This is a genomic window from Leifsonia sp. Leaf264 (assembly GCF_001422325.1).
In the GTDB taxonomy this organism is placed as follows: domain Bacteria; phylum Actinomycetota; class Actinomycetes; order Actinomycetales; family Microbacteriaceae; genus Orlajensenia.
Genome location: NZ_LMMR01000007.1, coordinates 269,048 through 288,898 on the forward strand (window position 1 = coordinate 269,048; position 19,851 = coordinate 288,898).

The following is a 19,851-nucleotide window of genomic DNA, read 5'->3' on the forward strand; positions in this document are numbered from 1 at the left end:
GGAAGCGGGTCGATCGGAGGTGGATCATGCACGCGCATGACTACGAGACTGTAGAGGCCGACGCGGTACGCCGCGGACGCGAGGGGGAACACGAGCGCGAGGCTCCGCTGCTGGGACTGCGTGAGCGACGGCCCGACGTGCTCGGCGGCTCGGCACTGCTGCGGCTGCAGCGCGTCGCCGGCAACGGAGCCGTGAGCGGACTCGTCGAAGAGGACCGGTCGCCGGTGCTCGACGTGGTGAACTCCGGCGGCGGGCGAGCTCTCGAACCCGGTCTCCGCAGCGACATGGAGGGGCGCCTCGGTGCCGACTTCAGCGATGTGAAAGTACATACCGGGGCGGATGCGCATGCGTCAGCGGCATCCGTCGGGGCGCACGCCTACACGGTGGGCAGCAACATCGTGTTCCAACGCGACGCCTACGACCCGAGTTCGCTGGCCGGCCAGACCACGATCGCCCACGAGCTGACCCACGTGGTGCAGCAGCGCTCGGGCCCGGTGGACGGCACGCCGACCGGTGGAGGGGTGAGCGTGAGCAGCCCGTCCGACCGCTTCGAGCGCGCCGCCGCCGACAACGCGTCGCGCGTCATGTCGGCGCCTGCTCCGGCGGCCGCCGTGCAGCGAGAGGATGAGGCGCAGATCCAACGCGAGGTCGACGGGACCGTGGTGCAGCGCGTTGCCGTGCAGCGCGAGGAGGAGGAAGAGGAGCCCGTGCAGGGACTCTTCGTGCAGCGCGAGGATGTCGTGCAGCGCGAGCAAGAGGAGGACGAGGGTGAGGCCGGGTAGCCGGGAGGCGCTCTCGTGACCCGGGCCCTCGAGGTCCAGGAGACGACAGGACGGCACTCCCCTGGAAGCGCCCATCGGCAGGCCGGCCCCGACGTCGGCCTGATGTCGCTGCACGCGAGTGCCGGCAATGCGGCTGTATCCGCCGCCATCCAGCGGCTGCAATCGGAGCCTGCCCGCCCCACGCCACTCAGCCCGCATTCCGATCCACGCTTCGCCGCCCTCACGAAGCAGATCGGATCGCGCGCCGGAGCCGCACGGGCGCATCCGAAACCGAAAGCAGAGGCTGCCAAGGGGCAGGGAGCCGCTGTCGCCCCAGTCGGCGACAAGGAGGCCCAGGCCAAAGAGGCCCAGTCGGCTGAAATGGATGCCGCGAAGCCGGGCGGCTTCGACAAGGCCGGGTTCATCGCCGCGGTGAAGGCCGCGATCGCGGCGCAGGCACCGAAGAACCTCGAGGAGGCCGACGAGTTCGGCACCTCGGGCAAGGCCGAGAACGTGAAGACCCAGGTGGCCGGGCGCGTGGGGGAGGGCCGTGCCGCTGCGGCAGGTGGCATCGCCGGTGCCACGACGCGGACGCCCGACGAGAGCCGCGCCACCGAGAAGCCTGTGACGCCTCTGCGTCCGGAGCCCACGCCGGCGATGCCGCCGGTGAACGCGGCCGGTGGCATGCCGCAGCGCGCGCCGGCCGAGCAGACCGACTTCAGCGGAGGGCAGCGCGAGACCGACGGCGCCATGGCCGATGCCGACGTCACCGAGCAGCAGTTGGCCTCCAGCAACGAACCCGACTTCACCGGTGCGGTGGCGGCCAAGAAGGAGGGCGAGCAGCACTCGGCCGTAGCGCCCGCGCAGGTGCGCGCCGTGGAACAGGAGAAACTGCAGAGTTCGGAGAAGGGAGCCCAATCCGCTGGAGGCTCAGGGCTCGCCGGTCTTCTCGGCGCGAAGTCGGGCGCTCTCAGCAAGGCCGCAGCAGGCAAGACGGCGACGAAGACGAAGGATGAAGCGGCGCGGCTGGCCGTGACGAGCGAGATCAAGCGCCTGTTCGACGCGACGAAGACCGAGGTCACCGGCATCCTGACTGCCCTCGACGGTGCCGTCAACGAGAAGTTCACGGTGGGGGAGAAGGAGGCGAGGGCCGCTTTCACCACGCAGCACAAGACCGAGATGGAGAAGTACAAGGACGCCCGATACAGCGGAATCAGCGGAGCGGCGGCCTGGGTCGCCGACAAGCTCACCTCGCTGCCGAAGGAAGCCGACGACATCTTCGTGCGGGCGAAGAAGGTCTACGAGGACCGGATGAGCGCGCTGATCTCGAGCGTGGCCGACTTCATCGGCGGCGAGCTCACCAAGGCGAAGGAGCGCATCGCCCGCGGACGTGCCGAGATCAAGGCCTTCGTCGACAAGCAGCCCAAAGACCTCGCGAAGGTCGGCAAGGATGCTGCGGCCGAGTTCGAAGGACAGTTCGAGCAACTCGAGGGCGACGTCGACAGCAAGAAGGACAGCCTCGTCGAGGACCTCGCCGCCAAGTACGTCGAGGCGAAGGGCGCTGTCGACGAGGAGATCACGGCGGCCCAAGACGAGAACAAGGGCCTCTGGGACAAGGCCAAGGATGCGATCGGCGGGGCGATCAAGACGATCATGCAGCTGAAGGACATGCTGCTCGGCGTTCTGGCCCGCGCGGCGGCTTCAGTGTCGAAGATCATCAAGGACCCGATCGGCTTCCTCGGCAACTTCGTGAACGCCGTGAAGGCTGGCGTGCAGGGCTTCCTGACGCGCATCGGGACGCACCTGAAAGAGGGGCTGAAGGGTTGGCTCTTCGGTGCCCTCGGTGAGGCCGGGATCGAGGTGCCCGAGCAGTTCGACCTGAAGGGCATCATCAAGATGGTGCTGTCGCTGCTCGGCCTGACCTGGTCGAGCATCCGGGCCCGGATCACCAAGCAGATTCCGGAACCCGTGATGCAGAAGATCGAACAGACGGTCGACGTCATCAAGATCCTCGCGTCGGAGGGCGTCGGCGGCCTCTGGAAGATGATCGCTGCGAAGCTCTCCGATCTCAAGGAGACCGTGATGGGCAAGGTGCAGGACTTCATCGAGAGCAAGGTGATCACTGCAGGCATCACGTGGCTGATCTCGTTGCTTAATCCTGCAGCCGCCTTCATCAAGGCCTGCAAGATGATCTACGACGCCGTGATGTGGTTCGTCGAGAACGCTCAGCGGATGAAGGAGTTCGTCGACTCGATCCTCGATTCCGTCGAGTCGATCGTGTCGGGTGGCGTCGGAGCGGTCGCTGGGATGATCGAGGCGACCATGGCGAAGACGGTGCCGATGATCATCAGCGGCATGGCGTCGCTGCTCGGCCTCGGCGGGATCGCCGAGAAGGTCAAGGGCATCATCCAGAGCGTGCAGAAGCCCGTCAACAAGGTCCTCGACGGCATCATCGGCGGTGTCGTCAAGGCAGCCGGGCCGTTGGTACGTGCGTTCAAGAAGGGCGCGGGCTTCGTCAAGGGCAAGATCGCCGCCGGCAAGGCCTTCGTGAAGGACAAAGCCCTGAAAGTGGCAGAGAAGCTCGGGATCATCCGGAAGCCTGTGCGAACCAAGACTGAGTCGCACACCATCAGCTACGACGACCGTCGTGGAGTGTTCCTGATGGCATCAGCGAACGAGGGAGAGATCAAGGCGAAGATCCATGCACGCATTGCAGCAATCGAAGCGGCGATCGGCCCGCTCCCGGGCACGGTCAAGTCGAAGGAACAGGCGTTTCTCGCGCTGTGCAACGACCTTCAGGCGGCGATCAAGCGTGCTCCGGATGTCGGTACGAAGACCAGGCTCGCTGCTTCAGCGCTTGATCAGATCGGTGACGACCTTCTCGTTGCCTTGATCGACGAGACCTCCGCGAAGAAGTCGAAGGGCAAGACGCCAGAACGCCTCGGTGATGTCGACACGTACGCCGGACTCAAGAAGCGTCCACCGGTGGATGAGCCGTTGCGTCGTACATGGGCGGAGCATGTCATCCCTGGAAGCTTCTTCAGCAGCTACTTCATAGCCCGAGGAGGATCGGCAATATCGAATCAGGAGTATGACTCGATTCACACAGTGCTGATCTACGAACTGGCCTCAAAAGCCAAGGACTCAGGCAAGTCTGGAGACCAGGCTCTCATCCGGAAGTACAAGGCGGAGATCGCCAAGAAGGGAAAGGCGAAGTCCGGGGTCGACGATCTCGGTATCTTCCAGTTCCTTGCATCCAACGCGGTCGATCGCGTCCTTACCTCTGTGCGTGCGGATCACCTCGTCCACAAGGCGGCTCGGGGTGAGGCGGAGCCGCAGCTGCCCTCTGATACGAACATCATCGCTGCCTATAACGCGGCGATCGAGGATTTCCAACGCATCAGCGCCAGCCGGGCGGGTGCCTCGCGCTGACCAGTGCCCCATCGTGCAACGGGATCTACCCGCGCGCACGTCCGGGCGGACCGGCCCCCGGGGCATCCGTGGATCGATGCTGAATGCAGTGATGCAATCCATCGAAGGAGCCAACGGATGCCTACCTACCTTTCGCCCGGTGTGTACGTGCAGGAGATCGACGCCGCGACGCGGCCGATCGAGGGCGTCGGCACCGCCGTCGCCGCATTCATCGGCCTGGCGCCCAAGGGGCCGGAGAACAGCCCGACCCTGGTGTCGAACTGGACCCAGTACGTCGACCTGTTCGGTGACCTCTATCCGGGGTCGTACCTCGCCTATGCCGTCTACGGCTACTTCCTGAACGGCGGCGGCAACTGCTTCATCGTGCGCATCGGCACGGCCGCGGCCAGCGCCAAGGGCAACAAGCGCGAACCCAAGGCGGTCGCCGCCGCACAGACCGTGACCATCGGCAACTACGTGATCACGGCGAAGAACGCCAACGCCACGAAGCCGATCAAGGTCGAGATCGACGATGCCGGCGGCGAGAGCCCGGCCGACGACCAGTTCAAGATCGTGATCATCGCCGACGGCCGTTCGCCCGAGGTCTGGGACAACGTCTCGGCCAAGTCGGGCAGCCCCGACTACGTCGTGACCAAGCTTCTCGCCGAGTCGAAGATCGTCACCGTCGAGGAGGTCGACCCCGCGAACAGCCCGTCGAAGCCCTCGAAGGGCACCTTCGATCTGGTCGTTCCCGAGCCCGAGCTGCAACCCCTCGCACTCGAGAACCTGTCGGCCGCGAACTACATCGGCGACGCCTCCGACCGCACGGGCTTCAGCGGCCTCGAGGAGGTCGACGAGGTCACCATGGTGGCCGTGCCCGATCTGCTCGGCGCGTATGAGCAGGGTGCGATCGACCTCGAGACCGTCAAGGCCGTGCAGTTGGCGATCATCGCCCACTGCGAGCTGATGGGCGACCGGATGGCGATCCTCGATCCGCCGCCGAGTCTGAACGCCCAGGAGATGGTCAACTGGACCAAGAACGTGGCCGGCTACGACTCGAAGTTCGCCACCGTCTACTACCCCTGGATCAAAGTGCTGGATCCGGCATCCGGAACCAACCGCTTCGTGCCGCCGTCGGGCCACATCGCCGGCATCTGGGCCCGCAGCGACAACGAGCGCGGGGTGCACAAGGCGCCGGCGAACGAGGTCATCAGGGGCGCCGTCGAGCTGCAGACCCGGCTCACCCGCACCGAGCAGGAGCTGTTGAACCCCATCGGGGCGAACGCGCTCATGAGCTTCCCGGGCCGCGGCGTGCGCGTCTGGGGTGCACGCACCCTCTCGAGCGACCCGGCATGGCGCTACGTGAACATCCGCCGCTACTTCAACTACCTCGAGAAGTCCATCCTCAACGCCACCCAGTTCGCGGTGTTCGAGCCCAACGACCAGGCCCTGTGGGGCAAGCTGCGGCGCTCCATCTCGGCATTCCTCGTCGGGGAGTGGCGGCAGGGCGCACTGTTCGGCCGCACGCCCGACGAGGCCTACTTCGTCAAGTGCGACGAGGAGACGAACCCCGCCGACGTGATCGATGCCGGGCAGGTGGTCTGCCAGATCGGCATCGCCCCCGTGAAGCCCGCGGAGTTCGTGATCTTCCAGCTGTCGCAGTTCTCGGGCGGCGTGAGCGCCGTCACCGAGTGACGGGCATCCGTCTCCGACCGGCATCCGTCATCGACACAACCATAGAAGGAGCACACCATGTCCATGGACCCACTCGACAGTGCGGCCGCCAACGGATTCAGCGTCTCGATCGACGGCATCGAGATGCCGAAGGTCATCGAGGTGAGCGGGGTGAAGAGCGAGGTCGACAAGATCGATTCGAAGCAGCAGACCGCCGACGGCAAGTTCATCGCCCGTCAGCTGATCGGACGGGTGAAGCCTGGGGAGTTCAGCATCACCCGCGGTCTCACCGAGTCGAAGGCCATCACCGACTGGCTGAAGAACGTGATGGACGGCGACCTGGCCGGCGCACGCAAGACGGCGGTCGTGAACGTGCTCGACTACACGGGCGCCACCATCAAGTCGTTCGAGTTCAAGAACTGCTGGGTGCGCAGCGTCGAGGTCAACTCGCTGAAGGCGGGCGCGGCCGAGCAGGCGACCGAGAAGTTCACGGTCTGCTTCGATGAGTCGACGGTGAAGTGATGCAACGCGTCGTCGCCACCCACCCGAGCTCGGCGGACGCGCCCGGCGGCCTGCTCGACGACGGTGTCATGCGCACGGAGTTCGCGTTCGAGCTGCCGCGCGGCTACCTCGGCCCGGATGGGCGGGTGCACCGTCGAGGCGTGATGCGCCTGGCCACAGCCCGCGACGAACTGCTGCCGCTGTACGACGCCCGCGTGCTCGAGAACGCCGCCTACACGACGGTGGTGCTGCTGGCGCGCGTCGTCACCTCGCTCGGAACGCTCTCGACCATCGACGCCGGCGTCATCGAGAACATGTTCGCCTCCGATGTGGCTTTCCTGCAGGACTTCTACCGCCGCATCAATGCTGAGGGCCACACCCGCATCGCGGTGACCTGCCCCGAGTGCTCCCACCAGTTCACGGCCGATCTCGCGGGTGGTCGCCTGGGGGAATCATGACGTACGCGACAGACCGAATCCATGAGGAGGTCGCGTACGTCGCCTATCACTTCCACTGGTCGCTCGACGACATCCTCGACATGGAGCACGCTCAGCGACTGCGCTACGTGCACGAGATCGCCGCGATCAACACCCGTCTCTCCGAGGAGCGCTGAGTCATGCGCTGGCCATGGCAGAAGGACGACGGGGCGGGCGAGCGGGCCGATTCCCCGCATCGCTCGTCGGTGGATGCCGCGGAGCATCCGTCGCCGTCCGGATGGGCGTTCCTGCCACCGCTGCAGCGTCAGTTGACGACCCCGCCCGCCACCATGCCGCCGGGCTTCATCTCCACGATCCCGACCCGTACGAATCCGACGTTCCTCGGAACCATGGGTCATCTGCTCGACCCGGCAGCCCCGGCCGGCACCGTGGCAGCGAGCACGACGGCCCTCGACGTTCCGGTGCAGCGGGCGGATGCGGCGGAGCTCGCCCTGCACGCGCCAACGCCCGCGCGCTCGACGAGTGGTTCGCCGCGTGCGGCGACGCCCACCGTGCAGCGCATCGAGTCACCCGCCGGGTCAGACCTGCCCGCGTCCTCGGTTCCGGATGCCGCCACCGGGTGGAGCACGGACGAGCTGGGCACCGTCGGGAGCACCGTCGAGGCCCCGGATGCGGTCGATACAGCAGCCACCGCACTCACGGTGCTTGCGCCGCCGACCGAGTCGACCGCCGCCGCAGAGTCGACAGCGGCAAAGTCCCCGAGCCTGCCGGTGGCCCAGCGGAGCCTCAGCGCCGAAGAACCGTTGGCGTCGATGTTCGAGCGGCCCGAGCCGTCGCAGTCGCCACCCCCGTCGCAGAGCGCCAGCGAAGCGCGCCCGGAGAGCTCGGCGACGACCAGCGCAGCGGGCAGCGCGGCCCCGTCGACCTCGACTCCCGACTCGGGGCTTCGGAGCACGCCGGCGATGCCCGTGCAGCGGTCGACGATGCGCCTCGAACCGCAGCGCCTCGGCCTCGGGGCACCCCTCGCGCCGTCGGCCGCAGCAGCGGCGCTCGCCGGGGCTCGCAGCGATCCGAGCGCTCCAGACGCGTCTCGTGCCGCCGCCGCAGACGCCGCAGACGCCTCAGACGCCTCAGTGCCCGAGCCGGGCAGTGTCACGCGCACCGGCACCGGCACCGGCACCAGCCCCGACGTCGACCCTGGCTCTTCTGAACCAGCGGGCGCCTCCGAGGCCGCGACCTCGACGATCCTTCCGGTCCTCGGCTCCGACGCCGTCCCAGGTCTCGGCGCAACCGAGACGTCGCTGCAGCGGTTGACCGACCACCCCGACTCGTCTCCTCCGCACGTCGGCTTGGGCATGCCGTTGCACTCCGACCACGGCGGGGCGCTGCACGCCCCCACGGGTTCAGCCCCCGACGATTCCGGCGACGGAGCGCTGTCGGGAGCGGCATCGGCGTCAGCGTCAGCACCGGATGAGCCCGTCGAGCAAGGGACAGGGAGCAGCACGCCGGAACCATCGACCGCGGTCGATCTCACGTTCGCGAATCCCCTCGGGTCGGCATCCGTGCAACGAGCTGTCGGCACCGAGCCGTCCAGCGATGCCTGGTCGGCCCCCGACGCGCATGACGCGCAGGCGGCACCCCGGGACCCGCGGCTCGCTGGATCTGCGGCCGCGGCGACGTCCGCTGACGCCGGTCCACTGCCGCTGCAGCGCTACGCTTCTGCGCCGGCGCGGCCCGTCGTCCAACGATCGGTCCCGATCGGAGCCGGACGGCTCGTGACGCTGGCGCCGTCCATCGGCATCGGCGCGCCAGCGGGGTCCACAGCGATTCAGCGTGCGACGGCCTCATCGTCGATGGCGACGCAGGGCGCCCGCACGCGAGGCCCGGTCGTCGCCGCGCGGGTGCTCGCGCCGGATACGCCATCCGACGTCACCTCGGCCCGGCACCTGCAGCTACTGCCCGCGACGAACGGCGGGAGCGGTTCCGGTCCCTTCGGGGTGGCCGAGTCCACGCAACGGCACGCCGGCTCGCCGGCGTCGCCCTCCGCGGCCGTGATGTCGCTGTCGGACTCTGCGATCTCGTCGTCCAGCGCCGGAGCACCATCCATCCAGAGGGTTACGGCTGCGAACGGCCCGACGAACATCGGCGACTCCGCACAGCATCCGCTCGCGAACTCCGGTGCGTCGACCCGTTCAACCACCGGGTCGGATGCCGCGACCACGGCATCAGCCGGCCTGGGCGACGCCGTCGAGTTCAACGTGCAGCGCGCGGAGTCGGAGGCCACGCCTGCCGCAGTGCCGCCGGTGCCGGCGCCCGGTTCGGCACAGTCCGCCCCATCGGCGGTCGCCCCGGCGGCGGCATCCGGAGCCGGCACGCCGGAAGAGCTCGAGAAGCTCGCGGGCAGGCTCTACTCACCACTGATCCGACGCATCAAGGCCGAGCTGCTGCTCGATCGCGAACGTCGCGGCGTCCGCATCGACGGACTGTAGAGGGGACGAGGACATGGCCGTACTCGAAGACACCAAGACCGCCGTCGGCGTGCAGTACATCGTGCAGCTCGACGATGCCAAGCTCGGAGCGTTCGCCAGCTGTGAGGGTCTCGGCGTCGAGGTGGTGCTCGAGAGCAGGGAGGAGGGCGGCAACAACTCCTTCGTCTGGCAGTTCCCGACGCGGCTCAAGTATCCGAACATCAAGCTCAGCCGCCCGATCGGCCCCGACACCTCGAACAACATCCTCAGCTGGATCCTCTCGGTGACCGACGGCTTCTCCCGCGGCACCGGCAAGATCGTCGCCAAGACCGCCAAGGGCGACACCATCGCGGAGTGGGCCCTGCAGGACGTCATCCCCGTGCGCTGGACCGGTCCGTCGCTGACGCCGGACCAGCCGAAGGTCCTCACCGAGACCCTCGAGATCGCCCACCACGGCTTCACCCCGACTCACACCACCTACTGACACGCATCCGAGCAGCAACGAGCCATCATGCCCATCACCAAGACCGCAGCCGACACGGCGAAGCTCGTGCACGCCACGCTCGAGCTGCATGAGCCGGGCAAGGAACTCGGATCGGTCGGCCCGCTGCTGAAGACGCTGGCCTTCCAGATGAATCCGAAGGAGCTCACCCTCGCCAAGACGGCGAAGTGGGAGACCAAGAGCCAGAACAAGTCATCGTCGGCGCCGCCATCCGTCTACCTCGGCCCGGAGCCGGCGAAGATGACCGTCGAGATGTTCTTCGACGCCACCCGCGCCCACGACAACGCCGTCGTCGAGAACGTCGAAGCGCTGTTCACAGCGTGCACTCCGACGAAGAAGTCGAAGAACGACAAGCCGTCAGCCCCGTGGGTCCTGTTCAAGTGGGGTTCGCTGACAGGCTTCGTCGGCTACATCAAGAGCGTCTCCGCCAAGTACACGATGTTCGCCCCGTCGGGCCAGCCGCTGCGGGCCATCTGCACTGTCGCCCTCGAGGAGCTCGCCCTCGAGCCCGGCAAGCAGAACCCCACCTCGGGCGGTCTCCAGCCGCGGCGCGTTCACACCCTGAGCGAGGGCGATACCCTGCCGGCCATAGCCTTCCGCGAGTACGGCTCGGCCGCCCTCTGGCGAGCCGTCGCCGACGTGAACGGTATCGACGACCCCATGCGCCTGCGCCCGGGATCCCCGGTGTTCCTGCCCACGGCCGAGGAACTCGTCGGTTCCCGCGATGCCACGAGAACGGAGCTCGCCCGTGCCATCCGCTGACACCTATACCAGCCTGCTCCTGGTCAGCGTGGCTGGTCGCCCGCTCGACGCCCAGGTCGCCGCCCGTCTGGAACACGGACGGGTGACGGATGCGGCCAACCTGCCGGACTCCTTCGAGCTCGAGTTCAGCGACACCACCGGCGACGTCATCACGAAGTCCGGCTTCTCCATCGGCGCCGCCGTCAAGGTCTCGGTGTCGGAGAACGGGCCGGGAGCTCCCATCGTGCTGCTCGACGGCGAAGTGACGGCCCTCGATCGCGAGGCCATCGGCGGAGCGCTGCGCACCCGGGTGCGCGGCCTGGACCGCTCGCATCGCCTGTTCCGGGGCCGCCGGGTGCGCGCCTTCGTCGACAGCACCATCTCCGACGTGGTTCAGAAGGTCGCGCAGACGGCGAACCTGCGCACGGGCACCATAGCCTCGCAATCGCAGGTCTTCGAGAAGCTCACGCAGGACAATGTGAGCGACTGGGTGTTCCTCAAGCGTCTCGCCGATCTCAGTGGTGCGACGTTCTCCGTGACTGACGGGGTCCTGAATTTCGGACCGCCGACAGATGCGACGGATGCGCCATCCGGTTCGGCCGGAGCCCGCTCCGACCCTGTCGTCATCGAGCACGGTCTCAACACCCTCTACCTGCACGCGACGGTCACGAGCAGCGAACAGGTTCCCGAGGTGGAGGTGCGCGGCTGGGATGTCTCGGCGAAGAAGGCCGTCATCTCCACGGCTCCGGCCAAGACCCGGAGCGCCGAGCTTCCGTCGACCGATCCGGCGAAGATCGCAGGCACCTTCAGCAGTCCGCACTACGTGTCGAGCGTGGGGGACGGAGTTCCGAAGACGCAGGAGGCCCTGGCCAAGGCGACAGCCGAGCGCATCGCCGGCGGGTTCGCCGAAGTGGAGGCGCTCCTGCTCGGGAACGCCCACATCCGCTCGGGAACCGCGGTGAGCCTCAAGGGCTTCGGCGAGCCCTTCGACGGACGCTACAGCGTCACCGAGACCATCCACGATTTCAGCTCCGACGTCGGCTACACGACCAAGGCGATCGTGAGCAACGCCTCCGACCGCTCGCTCTACGGCATCGCCTCGGGAGCGGATGCCGTCACTGGTGGCCGCCTCATGTCCGGGGTGCTCAGCGGCCTGGTGACAGCACTGGGAGATGCCGAACACGAGGGGCTCATCCACCTGAAGTTCCCGACTCTCGCCGACGACTACGAGAGCAGCTGGGCCCGGACCGTGCAGCCGGGTGCCGGCAAGGATCGCGGTGCCGCCGTCATGCCGGAGGTGGGCGATGAGGTTCTCGTGGCGTTCGAGGGCGGCAGCCTCGATCGCCCGTACGTCCTCGGCGGGCTCTACAACGGCGAGGATCGTCCGAAAGGCGGATGGGGCGAGACCGTCGAGTCCGGCAACCCGGTTCGGCGTTCGTTCACCTCGCGCACCGGCATGATCGTCGAGCTCGCCGAGAAGTCGGGCGAGGAGTGCCTGCGGGTGTCGACGAACGACGGCTCGCAGCAGGTGAAGCTGTTGCAGACCGGCGGCAAGGGCATCGAGATCATCTCGGAGGGTCCAGTGCAGGTCACGGCGAAGACCGATGCCACTGTCACGGCCGACTCCGGCAAGATCCTGCTCTCCGGCGACAATGTCGAGATCTCGGCCAAGACCAAGCTGAAGCTCTCGGGCGGCAGTGAGGTGGCCGTCGACGGCGTGAGCATCAAGCTCGCCGCGTCGAACGCCGCCGAGGTCACCGGCGCGACCCTCTCGCTCAAGGCGCAGGCGACGGCGGAGCTCGCTGGCAACGCGATGACCACCATCACCGGTGGCATGGTCAAGATCAACTGAGGACGAGCAATGGCACAGGAATTCGTCGGACGCGGGTGGTCCTTCCCCGTGCGAGCCGACCACACGGGTCGCATCTCGCTGTCGAGCAGTGAACGCGACATCGAGGAGAGCATCCGGCTCATCCTGGCGACGTCGCCGGGGGAGCGGCCGATGCGTCCGGAGTTCGGCTGTGCCGTGCACGAGTACGTCTTCGCCCCGGCGGATGCCACCACTGCTGGTGCCATCGGAACCGCGGTCCGGGCGGCGCTCGCGTTCTGGGAGCCCCGTATCGAGGTGACGGAGGTCGCCGTCAGCTTCGACGGGCGCGACGTCGGAATCCTGCTCATCGACATCGGCTACGTGATCCTCGGCACCAACGATCCACGCAACCTGGTCTTCCCGTTCTACGTCATTCCACGCCACGACTCGGAGGTCAGCGCATGACCCTGCCCGTACCGAACCTCGACGATCGCCGCTTCCAGGACCTGGTCGACGACGCCAAGCGGCTCGTCGCACTGCGCTGCCCGGAGTGGTCGGATCACAACGTCTCGGACCCCGGCGTCACCCTCATCGAGACCTTCGCCTTCATGACGGATGAACTCTTCTACAGGCTCAACCGCGTGCCGGACAAGCTGTACGTGAGCTTCCTCGAACTGCTCGGCGTGCAGCTCTTCCCGCCGACGCCGGCCACCGCCGAGGTGCTGTTCCGGCTCTCGGCCCCGCGCACCGAGACCATCGTCGTGCCCGCGCACACCGAGGTGGGCACCCGGCGCACCGAGGACGTCTCGTCGATAGTGTTCTCGACCATCGCCGAGGTCTCGCTCCCTCCGCGCAGGCTCGAGGCCGTGGGCAACAGGCCGCACGACGGTGAGCCCTACGTGCGTTCATCGCGGCTCTCCGAGACCGACACCCTCGACGCCTTCTCGTCGGAGCCCGGCGTCGGCGACGGCTTCCTGCTGGGCCTCGACGACGCATCACCGGGGCTCGCCATCGAACTGAAGCTGGACTGCGCCGTCCGCGGCGTCGGCGTCGACCCCCTCGACCCTCCGCTGGCCTGGGAGGCCTGGAACGGATCCGACTGGAGTGCCTGCGACGTTGTGTCAGACGGCACCGGCGGACTGAACAAGGCGGGCGACGTCGTGCTGATAGTGCCGCGCGACCATGTTGCATCCGTCATCGCCGGGTCGCGCGCCGGATGGCTGCGGTGCCGCCTCACCGAGGTCGCCGAGGGCACGCCGACGTACAGCGCGTCGCCGCTGGTACGCAGCGCCGAGGCCGCGACCGTCGGCGGCGTGACGTCGGCCGTGCACGCCGCCACGGTCGACGACGAGGTCATCGGCCTCTCGGAGGGAGTACCCGGACAGCAGTTCGCCCTCGCCGCGCATCCCGTGCTCGTCGATGGGAACGCCTTCGTGGTCGAGGTGGGCAACGGCAGCGGCTGGGAGGAATGGACGGAGACCGACTCGTTCGCATCCGCCCACTCCGACGACAGGGTGGTGCAGGTCGACCGCACCCGCGGCGTGGTGGCGTTCCCGCCGGCCGTTCGCGACGCCGATGGAACCATGAGGCACTACGGCGCGGTTCCGCCCAAGGGTGCTCCGCTGCGGGTTCCGCGGTACCGGATCGGCGGCGGCGCCGCCGGCAACGTCTCGCCGGGAGCCCTGAGCGTCCTGCGCTCGACAGTGCCCTTCGTGAGCAGCGTGGTGAACCGGGCGGCATCACACGACGGCACCGATGGTGAGGGGATCGAGGAGGCCAAGTTGCGAGGGCCGCTCGCGCTGCGCACCCGAGATCGCGCCGTCACCGCCGACGACTACGAGCAGCTCGCCAAGCGCGCCTCTCCCGGCATAGCGCGAGCCCAGTGCGTGGCTGCTGTGACGGATGCCGGCTCCGCCCCCGGCGTCAGGCTGCTGGTCGTGCCCTCCGTCGCCGTGGGTGCGGATGGGCGCACCGCCTTCGCCGACCTGATCCCATCGGAGGAGATGCTCACGGCCATAGCCGATGACCTCGACGGACGCCGGCCCGTCGGCACCCGACTGATCATCGAGCCACCGCTCTACCAGGGAGTCACCGTGGTGGCCAAGCTCATCGCCCGCTCCCGAGTCGCCGTCGACACGCTCAAGTCGCAGGCGCTCGAGGCGCTGTACCGACACTTCGACCCCGTGCGCGGCGGGGCCGACGGGAAAGGCTGGCCGTTCGGGCGGCCGGTCCTCGCCGGCGAGGTCTACGCGGTGCTGCAGGCCCTGCCCGGCACCGAACTCGTCGACGAGGTCCTCCTCTTCGGCGCCGATCCGGTGACGGGGAAGCGCGGCGAGCCCACCCAGCGCATCGTGCTCGACCCGAACTCCCTGGTGTTCAGCTTCGAGCACCGCATCAGGGTCGCGGCGGGGGTCTGACATGCGCGGCATCGTTCCCGGTCTCGGCACTCCGTCGCCGCTGATCACGCGGCTTCCGGCCATCCTGCAGGAGGACGATTTCCTGCAACGGATGCTGCCGGCCTTCGACGACTCCATCGCGCCGGTGTACTCCGTGCTCGACAACCTGTCGGCCTACATCGACCCGCATCTCACACCGGCAGACTTCCTCGGCTGGCTCGCGGGGTGGGTAGACATCGAGGTCGACGAGGCCTGGTCGCTCGAGCAGCGCCGCGACATCATCGCGGGAGCTGCGGCCATGCACCGCCGCTCGGGCACGGCCTCGGGCATCCGTGACGCCGTGCATCTGGCCGCCGGCCCCGGAACGACGGTCGAGGTGACTGAATCGGGTGGGACGACGTGGTCGTCGACCAGCGGCGGAACACTGCCCGGCGACGAGGTCGTCGGCGTGCGCATCGCGGTCGGCGGAGTGACCGGTGACCTCGATGCGGTGACGCGGCGCCTGGAGCGCGTGGCCGCGCGCCAGGTTCCCGCCCACGTTCCCTGCACCATGGTCGTGACCTCGCCGGGCGGCGGGAGCGGTGGTGCCGAGTCATGAGCGATACGGCCCTGATCTGCCCGGAGTGCGGTGCTCGCAACACCCCCGACGATGACTTCTGCGGCGAGTGCGGCGCGTACCTCGCCTGGGACCAGGCGACGGATGGCGCAGCCGGCGGCACCGCACGAGAGCTGCCGCCGGACTTCTTCGACGATGAGCCGCCGGTGGCGGGGCCTGAGCGAGCGGAGGACGAGTCGGAGCCCGAGGTGCCGGTCGTCGATGGCCGGACCGAGTCCCCGGTCGAAGCGCCCCAGGAGGCGAAGGTGTCGCTTGTTCCCGCGGGGCCGCCCGAGACCGCGCCTCGAACGGCACCGGGGGGGGAGGATCGCCCAGCGACGCGGGAGCCGGCGTCGGAGCCCGAGGTTCCGCCGGCCGACGCCGGGACTGAGCCCGCGGTCGACGATGCGCCCGCAGGGGTGCCGCCGGTCGAGGACGCGCGCTCGGAGGAGCCGCCAGACGAGGACGCGGCTCGGACACCGGCTTCGCCGGATCCCCAGCGGGCTGAGGCGGCGCAACCCGCTCCGGTGCCGCCCGCCGAGGCCCGGCAGCCCGCAGCCAGCCAGCCCGCAGCCGCCCCCCGCAAACCGCAACGGCCCCAGGTGCGCGCCGAGGACGCGCCGAAGCCCGGCGACGTCGTGTGCCCGACCTGCGGTGCCGGTAACGCCCCCGGGCGCAACTACTGCCGACGCTGCGCCACCCAGCTCACAGCGACGCAGAACCGCTCGCTCGACCCCTCCGCGCAGCCCAAGGCTGGCGCGCGCCCCGTCGCGAAGCGCAGCCGCGTGCGGCCGGCGTTCGTCGTGGTGCCGATCCTGCTTCTCGTGCTGCTCGGCGTGGGCTGGCTCAGTCGTGACTGGCTGGCCTCGGCGGCGGCATCCGTCATCGACAAGGTCGCAGCCTCAACACCGGTGCGCCCTGTGTCGGTTGCGGCGTCGAGCTCCGCCGACGGCCGCGGCCCCGAGCTCGCCTTCGACGGCTTCTCGAACACCTCGTGGGCTCCAGGTCCTGCGGGTGCTGGCGCCGGGGAGTTCCTCGAGGCGACGTTCGCGAAGCCGTTCCGCCTGGTCTACCTGCAGATGATCCCGGGCGCATCGTCGAAGCCGGCCGACTTCCTGGCCGACGGCCGGCCCGACACCATGCTGCTCACCATGACCCTCGCCGACGGCAGCACGGTCGAGAAGACCGTCACGGTCGCCGACAAGCCCGGCAACCAGCAGTTCGACGTGGGCATCGACGACGTGAGCGCGGTCCGCTTCACCATCGGAACAGGTCACGGGGTGACCGACGCGACCCGGGTCGCGGTGGCGGAGGTCGAGTTCCGCAGTCGCTGAGGAGCGGAGTCAGGAGCGGAGCCGCTCCACGAGCGGAGTCACTCCACGCCGAGCTCGACGCGCATGCGGTGGTAGGCACGCTCGGCTCGCTGCGATGCGACGACGTCTCCCGATGACCGATGGACGGCCACCAGCGTGCGCCACGAGTCGTCGAGCCACGGATCGATCTCGACCGATCTCTCAGCGGCGACGACAGCGGCGCGGGTGTCATGGCGACGCAGTTCGAGGTGGGCGAGCGAGGAGGCCGCGCCGGCTGCCCGCAGTCGGTAACGGTCGCGGGCGCCGATGGCCCACTCCGCCGGGCCGTCCTCGGGGAGGACCTCGCCGGTGTAGAGCGCCACGGCGCCGTTCAGTGCCTCCGCCGCGCTGTCGAGATCGTGGTGGAGGTTCGCCTCCGTCGCACGCGCGAGGCGCTTGTCGAACTCGACCAGGTCGCAGCTGCGGCGCTCGCCGAGGGTGAGGGCGTAGGCCTCGCCGCGGCGCTCCAGGATCTCGGCGGGCAGTGACCCCGTGTCGGCGCTGAGGGCACGGCGCAGGCTCGAGATGCTCACGTGCAGCGCGTGCACGGCGGAGGAGCTGCCGAGGCCACCCCAGAGGATCCCGGCGATGAGCTCGCGGTGCACCGGGGAGCCGGCGTTCAGTGCCAGCATGCGCAGCAGCGCCCGTGCCTGAGGCCGCACCGCGCGCAGGTCGATGTCTGCGCCGTCGACCCGCATCCGGAAGCCGCCGAAGCAGATCACCATGAGGCGGGGTTGACGGGCAGCGATCACGACGGGTGCAGGTTCGCGCCGCAGTGACCCCCGACGCGCAGCGGGCGCGCGAGTGTCGCCGAAGCCGATCGCCAGGGGGAGGCGAGGCAGCCCGGCCGCGAGAGCGGCTCGGCGCGCGTCTCGCAGCAGCTCGTCGTCCGCCTCCAGGATGCTCCGCGCGGCGTCGATCATGGGACGCAGAGCCGGAAGGGCCTCCCGGATGCCGGAGGATTCGGCCGCCGTCACGTGTGCCCGTGCGTCAGGGAGCCGGTGGTCGGCGGCGAGCACGGCGGCAGCGGCTTCGGCCCACGCAGAGGCCGCACCCTCCCCGATGGCGATGAGGCGGGCGGAGAGCTCACCGGCCGCGGCGGCGGTTGCGCGACCGCTTCTCATCCGCGTCAGAAACGCGATGCCGCCGAGCAGGGCAGCACCGGCGTCGTCGGCGCGGTCCTCGCACTCGGCCGCGATCTCCGCGGATCCGTCGGCGGTCGAGAGGGCGGCGAGCACGCCTCGGGCGATTCGAGCCAGCCCCGTGAGCCCGTGGATCTGCGCCTCGCCCTCGATCGCACACACCTGAGCGGAGGTCTCGCTCGGGGGCGTGACCGCGGAGCGCATCACCGAGATGGCCAATCTGGCACCGAGGGTCGATGCGCGGCTGGAGCCCGGCGCGTGGAGACTGCGGACGAGCAGCGGCACGGCCTCGGTGACGGCGCCGGCCCTCAGCCGCTGCGCTGCCGCCTCGATGAGACCGCGGGCGTCGCGTACTCTCCGCGGCTCGGCACCGGGCCGCACGACGGAGCGCGCCGTCCCGGTGGAGTCGATCTCGGAGAGCAGCGAGCGTCGGGCGGATGCGGCATCCGGATCGTCGTCGCCGATCGAGAGCAGCACCTCGCGGGCGGAGTCGACGGAGCGGTCGTCGATGAGCGCGCGGGCCCGTGCTGCGCGCAGCAGCGGATCCCGCAGCACGCGACCGGACAGAGCCAGCGCCCACGGTGCGCTCCCCGGGGTGGCGAGAACGTCGGACTCCCTCCGTAGAAGTGCGGCGACGTCGTCGCAGCATCCGGAATCGTGAAGGGCAGCCAGTGCGCCGATGGTGTCGCCCTGGCCGGCGAGCAGGCTGGCCGTCGTCACGGCGAGTTCGTGGCGTTGCTCGGGTGGAAGGTGCCGCAGCAGGTGCCGCCTGAGGGCTTCGGGAAGACGCCGGTCGGCACCAGCCCGCTGGTCGGTCAGAATGGTGCCGTTCTCGACGGCGGCGATGAGCGCTGATGCCGCCTCGACGCCGGCGATGGCAGCGGCGTGGTCGAAGGTCAGGCTCGCCAGTGGGGCGCACCCGGATGCCGCCGCTCTCAGCGCCGGCGGCAGCTCGGAGGTCACCCGCGCGAGGTAGGTCTCGGCGAAGTCCCCGCCGATCGTGGCCAAGACGGCGTCATCGAGGCCGCCGGGTGCATACCCGTGGACCGTCGCGGCGAGCAGCCGCACGAGGGCCGGCCATCCGGCGGTCTCGGCCAGCACGGCACTCGCCTGCTCCAGCCCCAGGCGGCTGCCGTGGATCGAGTGGAAGAGTTCGGGGATCTCGTCGAGGCGCAGAGCGAGATCGCGTCCTGTGATGAACTCGGCGGCGCCGGCACGCGTCGTCGCGAAGTCAGCCGCCGTGCGCGTGCACACGACGACCGATGTGGCGCCTGCGGCGGCTCCGAGGAACCGGTCGATCGCCTGCTCGGCCGCCGTGCCGTCCACCAGCTGCGCGTCGTCGATGACGACTGTTGTGGGAGCCGCGGCGACAGCCACCCTCAGGGCATCGTCCAGCACCTCCGGTGACCGATGCGATGGGGTGAGGGTGAGCCATTCGACGGGTCGGGATGCCTGGGCCGCCCAGGCGCGAACCACTGCCGTCTTGCCTGTGCCCGCCGGACCTGTCACGAAGACGAGGGGGGCGGCGAGGCGATCGGCGAGGCGGCCGACGGCGCGAACGGCGGGCTGCTCCGAGTCGCGGCTCGGTGCGAGGTGATTCGAGTCCGGATCCATGGGGTGGGTTCCGTCGGTAGGGCGCTGAGTAGGGTCGTGGTGTGGCATTCGCGGTGCTCCGGCACGGGGGTTCGGGCGACGTGCGAGCAAGCTACAGCTCGATGGTATGCATCCGGTCTTCCCGGGGGATCCGTGACAGCACCCAATCCCGGGCGCATCCACGAGGGTGCCGCGCGGTCAGAGCGGGCCTCAGCGGATGCTATTCTCTACTGGTGCCAAAAACGTGGCGCGCCTTCCGGCGCCCCACACTTTGGCCCCCTTAGCTCATTGGTAGAGCACTTCCTTGGTAAGGAAGAGGTAGTGGGTCCGATTCCCACAGGGGGCTCAGACTCTGACGTACGTGAGTGCGTCGCAGTCCGCGGCGGGGTAGCTCAGGTGGTTAGAGCACACGGCTCATAATCGTGGTGTCGCGGGTTCAAGTCCCGCTCCCGCTACACAGAAATCGCG

At 69.0% G+C, this 19,851-nt stretch carries 15 protein-coding genes and 2 tRNA genes; 16 read left to right on the plus strand and 1 reads right to left on the minus strand.

Features of this window, described 5'->3' with window-relative positions; genetic code table 11:
- The first annotated feature begins 26 nt into the window (after nucleotides 1–26).
- The 14 genes from ASF30_RS17040 to ASF30_RS17100 all read left to right on the plus strand — a co-directional run bounded on the left by ASF30_RS17040 (nucleotide 27) and on the right by ASF30_RS17100 (nucleotide 16,630).
- Nucleotides 27–782, plus strand: coding sequence for an eCIS core domain-containing protein (locus ASF30_RS17040; protein WP_055909428.1), 756 nt, complete (start codon nucleotides 27–29; stop codon nucleotides 780–782).
- Nucleotides 783–797: 15 nt separating this feature from the next.
- Complete coding sequence (locus tag ASF30_RS17045; RefSeq protein WP_055909431.1) at nucleotides 798–4,193, plus strand: hypothetical protein; 3,396 nt, start codon at nucleotides 798–800, stop codon at nucleotides 4,191–4,193.
- Nucleotides 4,194–4,310: 117 nt separating this feature from the next.
- Nucleotides 4,311–5,867, plus strand: coding sequence for a phage tail sheath family protein (locus tag ASF30_RS17050; RefSeq protein WP_055909434.1), 1,557 nt, complete (start codon nucleotides 4,311–4,313; stop codon nucleotides 5,865–5,867).
- 57 nt (nucleotides 5,868–5,924) lie between these two features.
- The gene (locus ASF30_RS17055; RefSeq protein ID WP_055909437.1) at nucleotides 5,925–6,368 is read left to right on the plus strand and encodes a phage tail protein; all 444 of its coding nucleotides are present in this window, start codon (nucleotides 5,925–5,927) and stop codon (nucleotides 6,366–6,368) included.
- The gene (locus ASF30_RS17060; protein WP_055910424.1) at nucleotides 6,368–6,805 is read left to right on the plus strand and encodes a hypothetical protein; all 438 of its coding nucleotides are present in this window, start codon (nucleotides 6,368–6,370) and stop codon (nucleotides 6,803–6,805) included. The genes ASF30_RS17055 and ASF30_RS17060 overlap by 1 nt, the downstream gene beginning before the upstream one ends.
- Nucleotides 6,802–6,960, plus strand: coding sequence for a DUF6760 family protein (locus tag ASF30_RS23225; RefSeq protein WP_157497483.1), 159 nt, complete (start codon nucleotides 6,802–6,804; stop codon nucleotides 6,958–6,960). Before ASF30_RS17060 ends, ASF30_RS23225 begins: the two co-directional genes overlap by 4 nt.
- A gap of 3 nt (nucleotides 6,961–6,963) precedes the next feature.
- Entirely contained in the window at nucleotides 6,964–9,273 is a 2,310-nt protein-coding gene (locus ASF30_RS17065) for a hypothetical protein (RefSeq protein ID WP_055909440.1), read from the plus strand.
- 13 nt (nucleotides 9,274–9,286) lie between these two features.
- Nucleotides 9,287–9,736 (plus strand): phage tail protein, encoded by a 450-nt coding sequence (locus ASF30_RS17070; protein ID WP_055909443.1) that lies wholly within the window; start codon nucleotides 9,287–9,289, stop codon nucleotides 9,734–9,736.
- 27 nt (nucleotides 9,737–9,763) lie between these two features.
- The gene (locus ASF30_RS17075) at nucleotides 9,764–10,516 is read left to right on the plus strand and encodes a CIS tube protein (RefSeq protein ID WP_055909446.1); all 753 of its coding nucleotides are present in this window, start codon (nucleotides 9,764–9,766) and stop codon (nucleotides 10,514–10,516) included.
- A complete protein-coding gene (locus tag ASF30_RS17080) occupies nucleotides 10,503–12,347 on the plus strand; it encodes a VgrG-related protein (protein WP_055909447.1) in 1,845 nt (614 codons plus the stop codon). The genes ASF30_RS17075 and ASF30_RS17080 overlap by 14 nt, the downstream gene beginning before the upstream one ends.
- Before the next feature lie 9 nt (nucleotides 12,348–12,356).
- Complete coding sequence (locus ASF30_RS17085) at nucleotides 12,357–12,770, plus strand: GPW/gp25 family protein (protein ID WP_055909451.1); 414 nt, start codon at nucleotides 12,357–12,359, stop codon at nucleotides 12,768–12,770.
- Nucleotides 12,767–14,722: a putative baseplate assembly protein gene (locus tag ASF30_RS17090; RefSeq protein ID WP_055909455.1), complete on the plus strand. Its 1,956-nt coding sequence runs from the start codon at nucleotides 12,767–12,769 to the stop codon at nucleotides 14,720–14,722. Before ASF30_RS17085 ends, ASF30_RS17090 begins: the two co-directional genes overlap by 4 nt.
- Nucleotide 14,723: 1 nt before the next feature.
- Nucleotides 14,724–15,299, plus strand: coding sequence for a phage tail protein I (locus ASF30_RS17095; protein ID WP_055909458.1), 576 nt, complete (start codon nucleotides 14,724–14,726; stop codon nucleotides 15,297–15,299).
- Nucleotides 15,296–16,630: a zinc ribbon domain-containing protein gene (locus ASF30_RS17100; protein WP_055909461.1), complete on the plus strand. Its 1,335-nt coding sequence runs from the start codon at nucleotides 15,296–15,298 to the stop codon at nucleotides 16,628–16,630. The genes ASF30_RS17095 and ASF30_RS17100 overlap by 4 nt, the downstream gene beginning before the upstream one ends.
- Nucleotides 16,631–16,668: 38 nt before the next feature.
- Here ASF30_RS17100 and ASF30_RS17105 read toward each other — a convergent pair whose 3' ends face one another.
- On the minus strand, nucleotides 16,669–19,404 hold the full coding sequence (locus tag ASF30_RS17105) for an AfsR/SARP family transcriptional regulator (RefSeq protein ID WP_055909464.1): 2,736 nt from the start codon (nucleotides 19,402–19,404) through the stop codon (nucleotides 16,669–16,671).
- Nucleotides 19,405–19,657: 253 nt separating this feature from the next.
- On the opposite strand from ASF30_RS17105, the gene ASF30_RS17110 reads away from it, so the two are divergent.
- Both ASF30_RS17110 and ASF30_RS17115 read left to right on the plus strand, forming a co-directional pair.
- A tRNA-Thr gene (locus tag ASF30_RS17110) sits at nucleotides 19,658–19,729 on the plus strand.
- Between the two features lie 35 nt (nucleotides 19,730–19,764).
- Nucleotides 19,765–19,838, plus strand: a tRNA-Met gene (locus ASF30_RS17115).
- Nucleotides 19,839–19,851: the final 13 nt, after the last annotated feature.

Excerpts from the sequence above, each read along its gene's own strand:
- ASF30_RS17040 (WP_055909428.1), top strand. The coding sequence starts at position 27 with ATGCACGCGCATGACTACGAGACTGTAGAGGCCGACGCGGTACGCCGC.
- ASF30_RS17050 (WP_055909434.1), top strand. The coding sequence starts at position 4,311 with ATGCCTACCTACCTTTCGCCCGGTGTGTACGTGCAGGAGATCGACGCC.
- ASF30_RS17055 (WP_055909437.1), top strand. The coding sequence starts at position 5,925 with ATGTCCATGGACCCACTCGACAGTGCGGCCGCCAACGGATTCAGCGTC.
- ASF30_RS17060 (WP_055910424.1), top strand. The coding sequence starts at position 6,368 with ATGCAACGCGTCGTCGCCACCCACCCGAGCTCGGCGGACGCGCCCGGC.
- ASF30_RS23225 (WP_157497483.1), top strand. The coding sequence starts at position 6,802 with ATGACGTACGCGACAGACCGAATCCATGAGGAGGTCGCGTACGTCGCC.
- ASF30_RS17065 (WP_055909440.1), top strand. The coding sequence starts at position 6,964 with ATGCGCTGGCCATGGCAGAAGGACGACGGGGCGGGCGAGCGGGCCGAT.
- ASF30_RS17070 (WP_055909443.1), top strand. The coding sequence starts at position 9,287 with ATGGCCGTACTCGAAGACACCAAGACCGCCGTCGGCGTGCAGTACATC.
- ASF30_RS17075 (WP_055909446.1), top strand. The coding sequence starts at position 9,764 with ATGCCCATCACCAAGACCGCAGCCGACACGGCGAAGCTCGTGCACGCC.
- ASF30_RS17085 (WP_055909451.1), top strand. The coding sequence starts at position 12,357 with ATGGCACAGGAATTCGTCGGACGCGGGTGGTCCTTCCCCGTGCGAGCC.
- ASF30_RS17090 (WP_055909455.1), top strand. The coding sequence starts at position 12,767 with ATGACCCTGCCCGTACCGAACCTCGACGATCGCCGCTTCCAGGACCTG.
- ASF30_RS17095 (WP_055909458.1), top strand. The coding sequence starts at position 14,724 with ATGCGCGGCATCGTTCCCGGTCTCGGCACTCCGTCGCCGCTGATCACG.
- ASF30_RS17100 (WP_055909461.1), top strand. The coding sequence starts at position 15,296 with ATGAGCGATACGGCCCTGATCTGCCCGGAGTGCGGTGCTCGCAACACC.
- ASF30_RS17105 (WP_055909464.1), bottom strand. The coding sequence starts at position 19,404 with ATGGATCCGGACTCGAATCACCTCGCACCGAGCCGCGACTCGGAGCAG.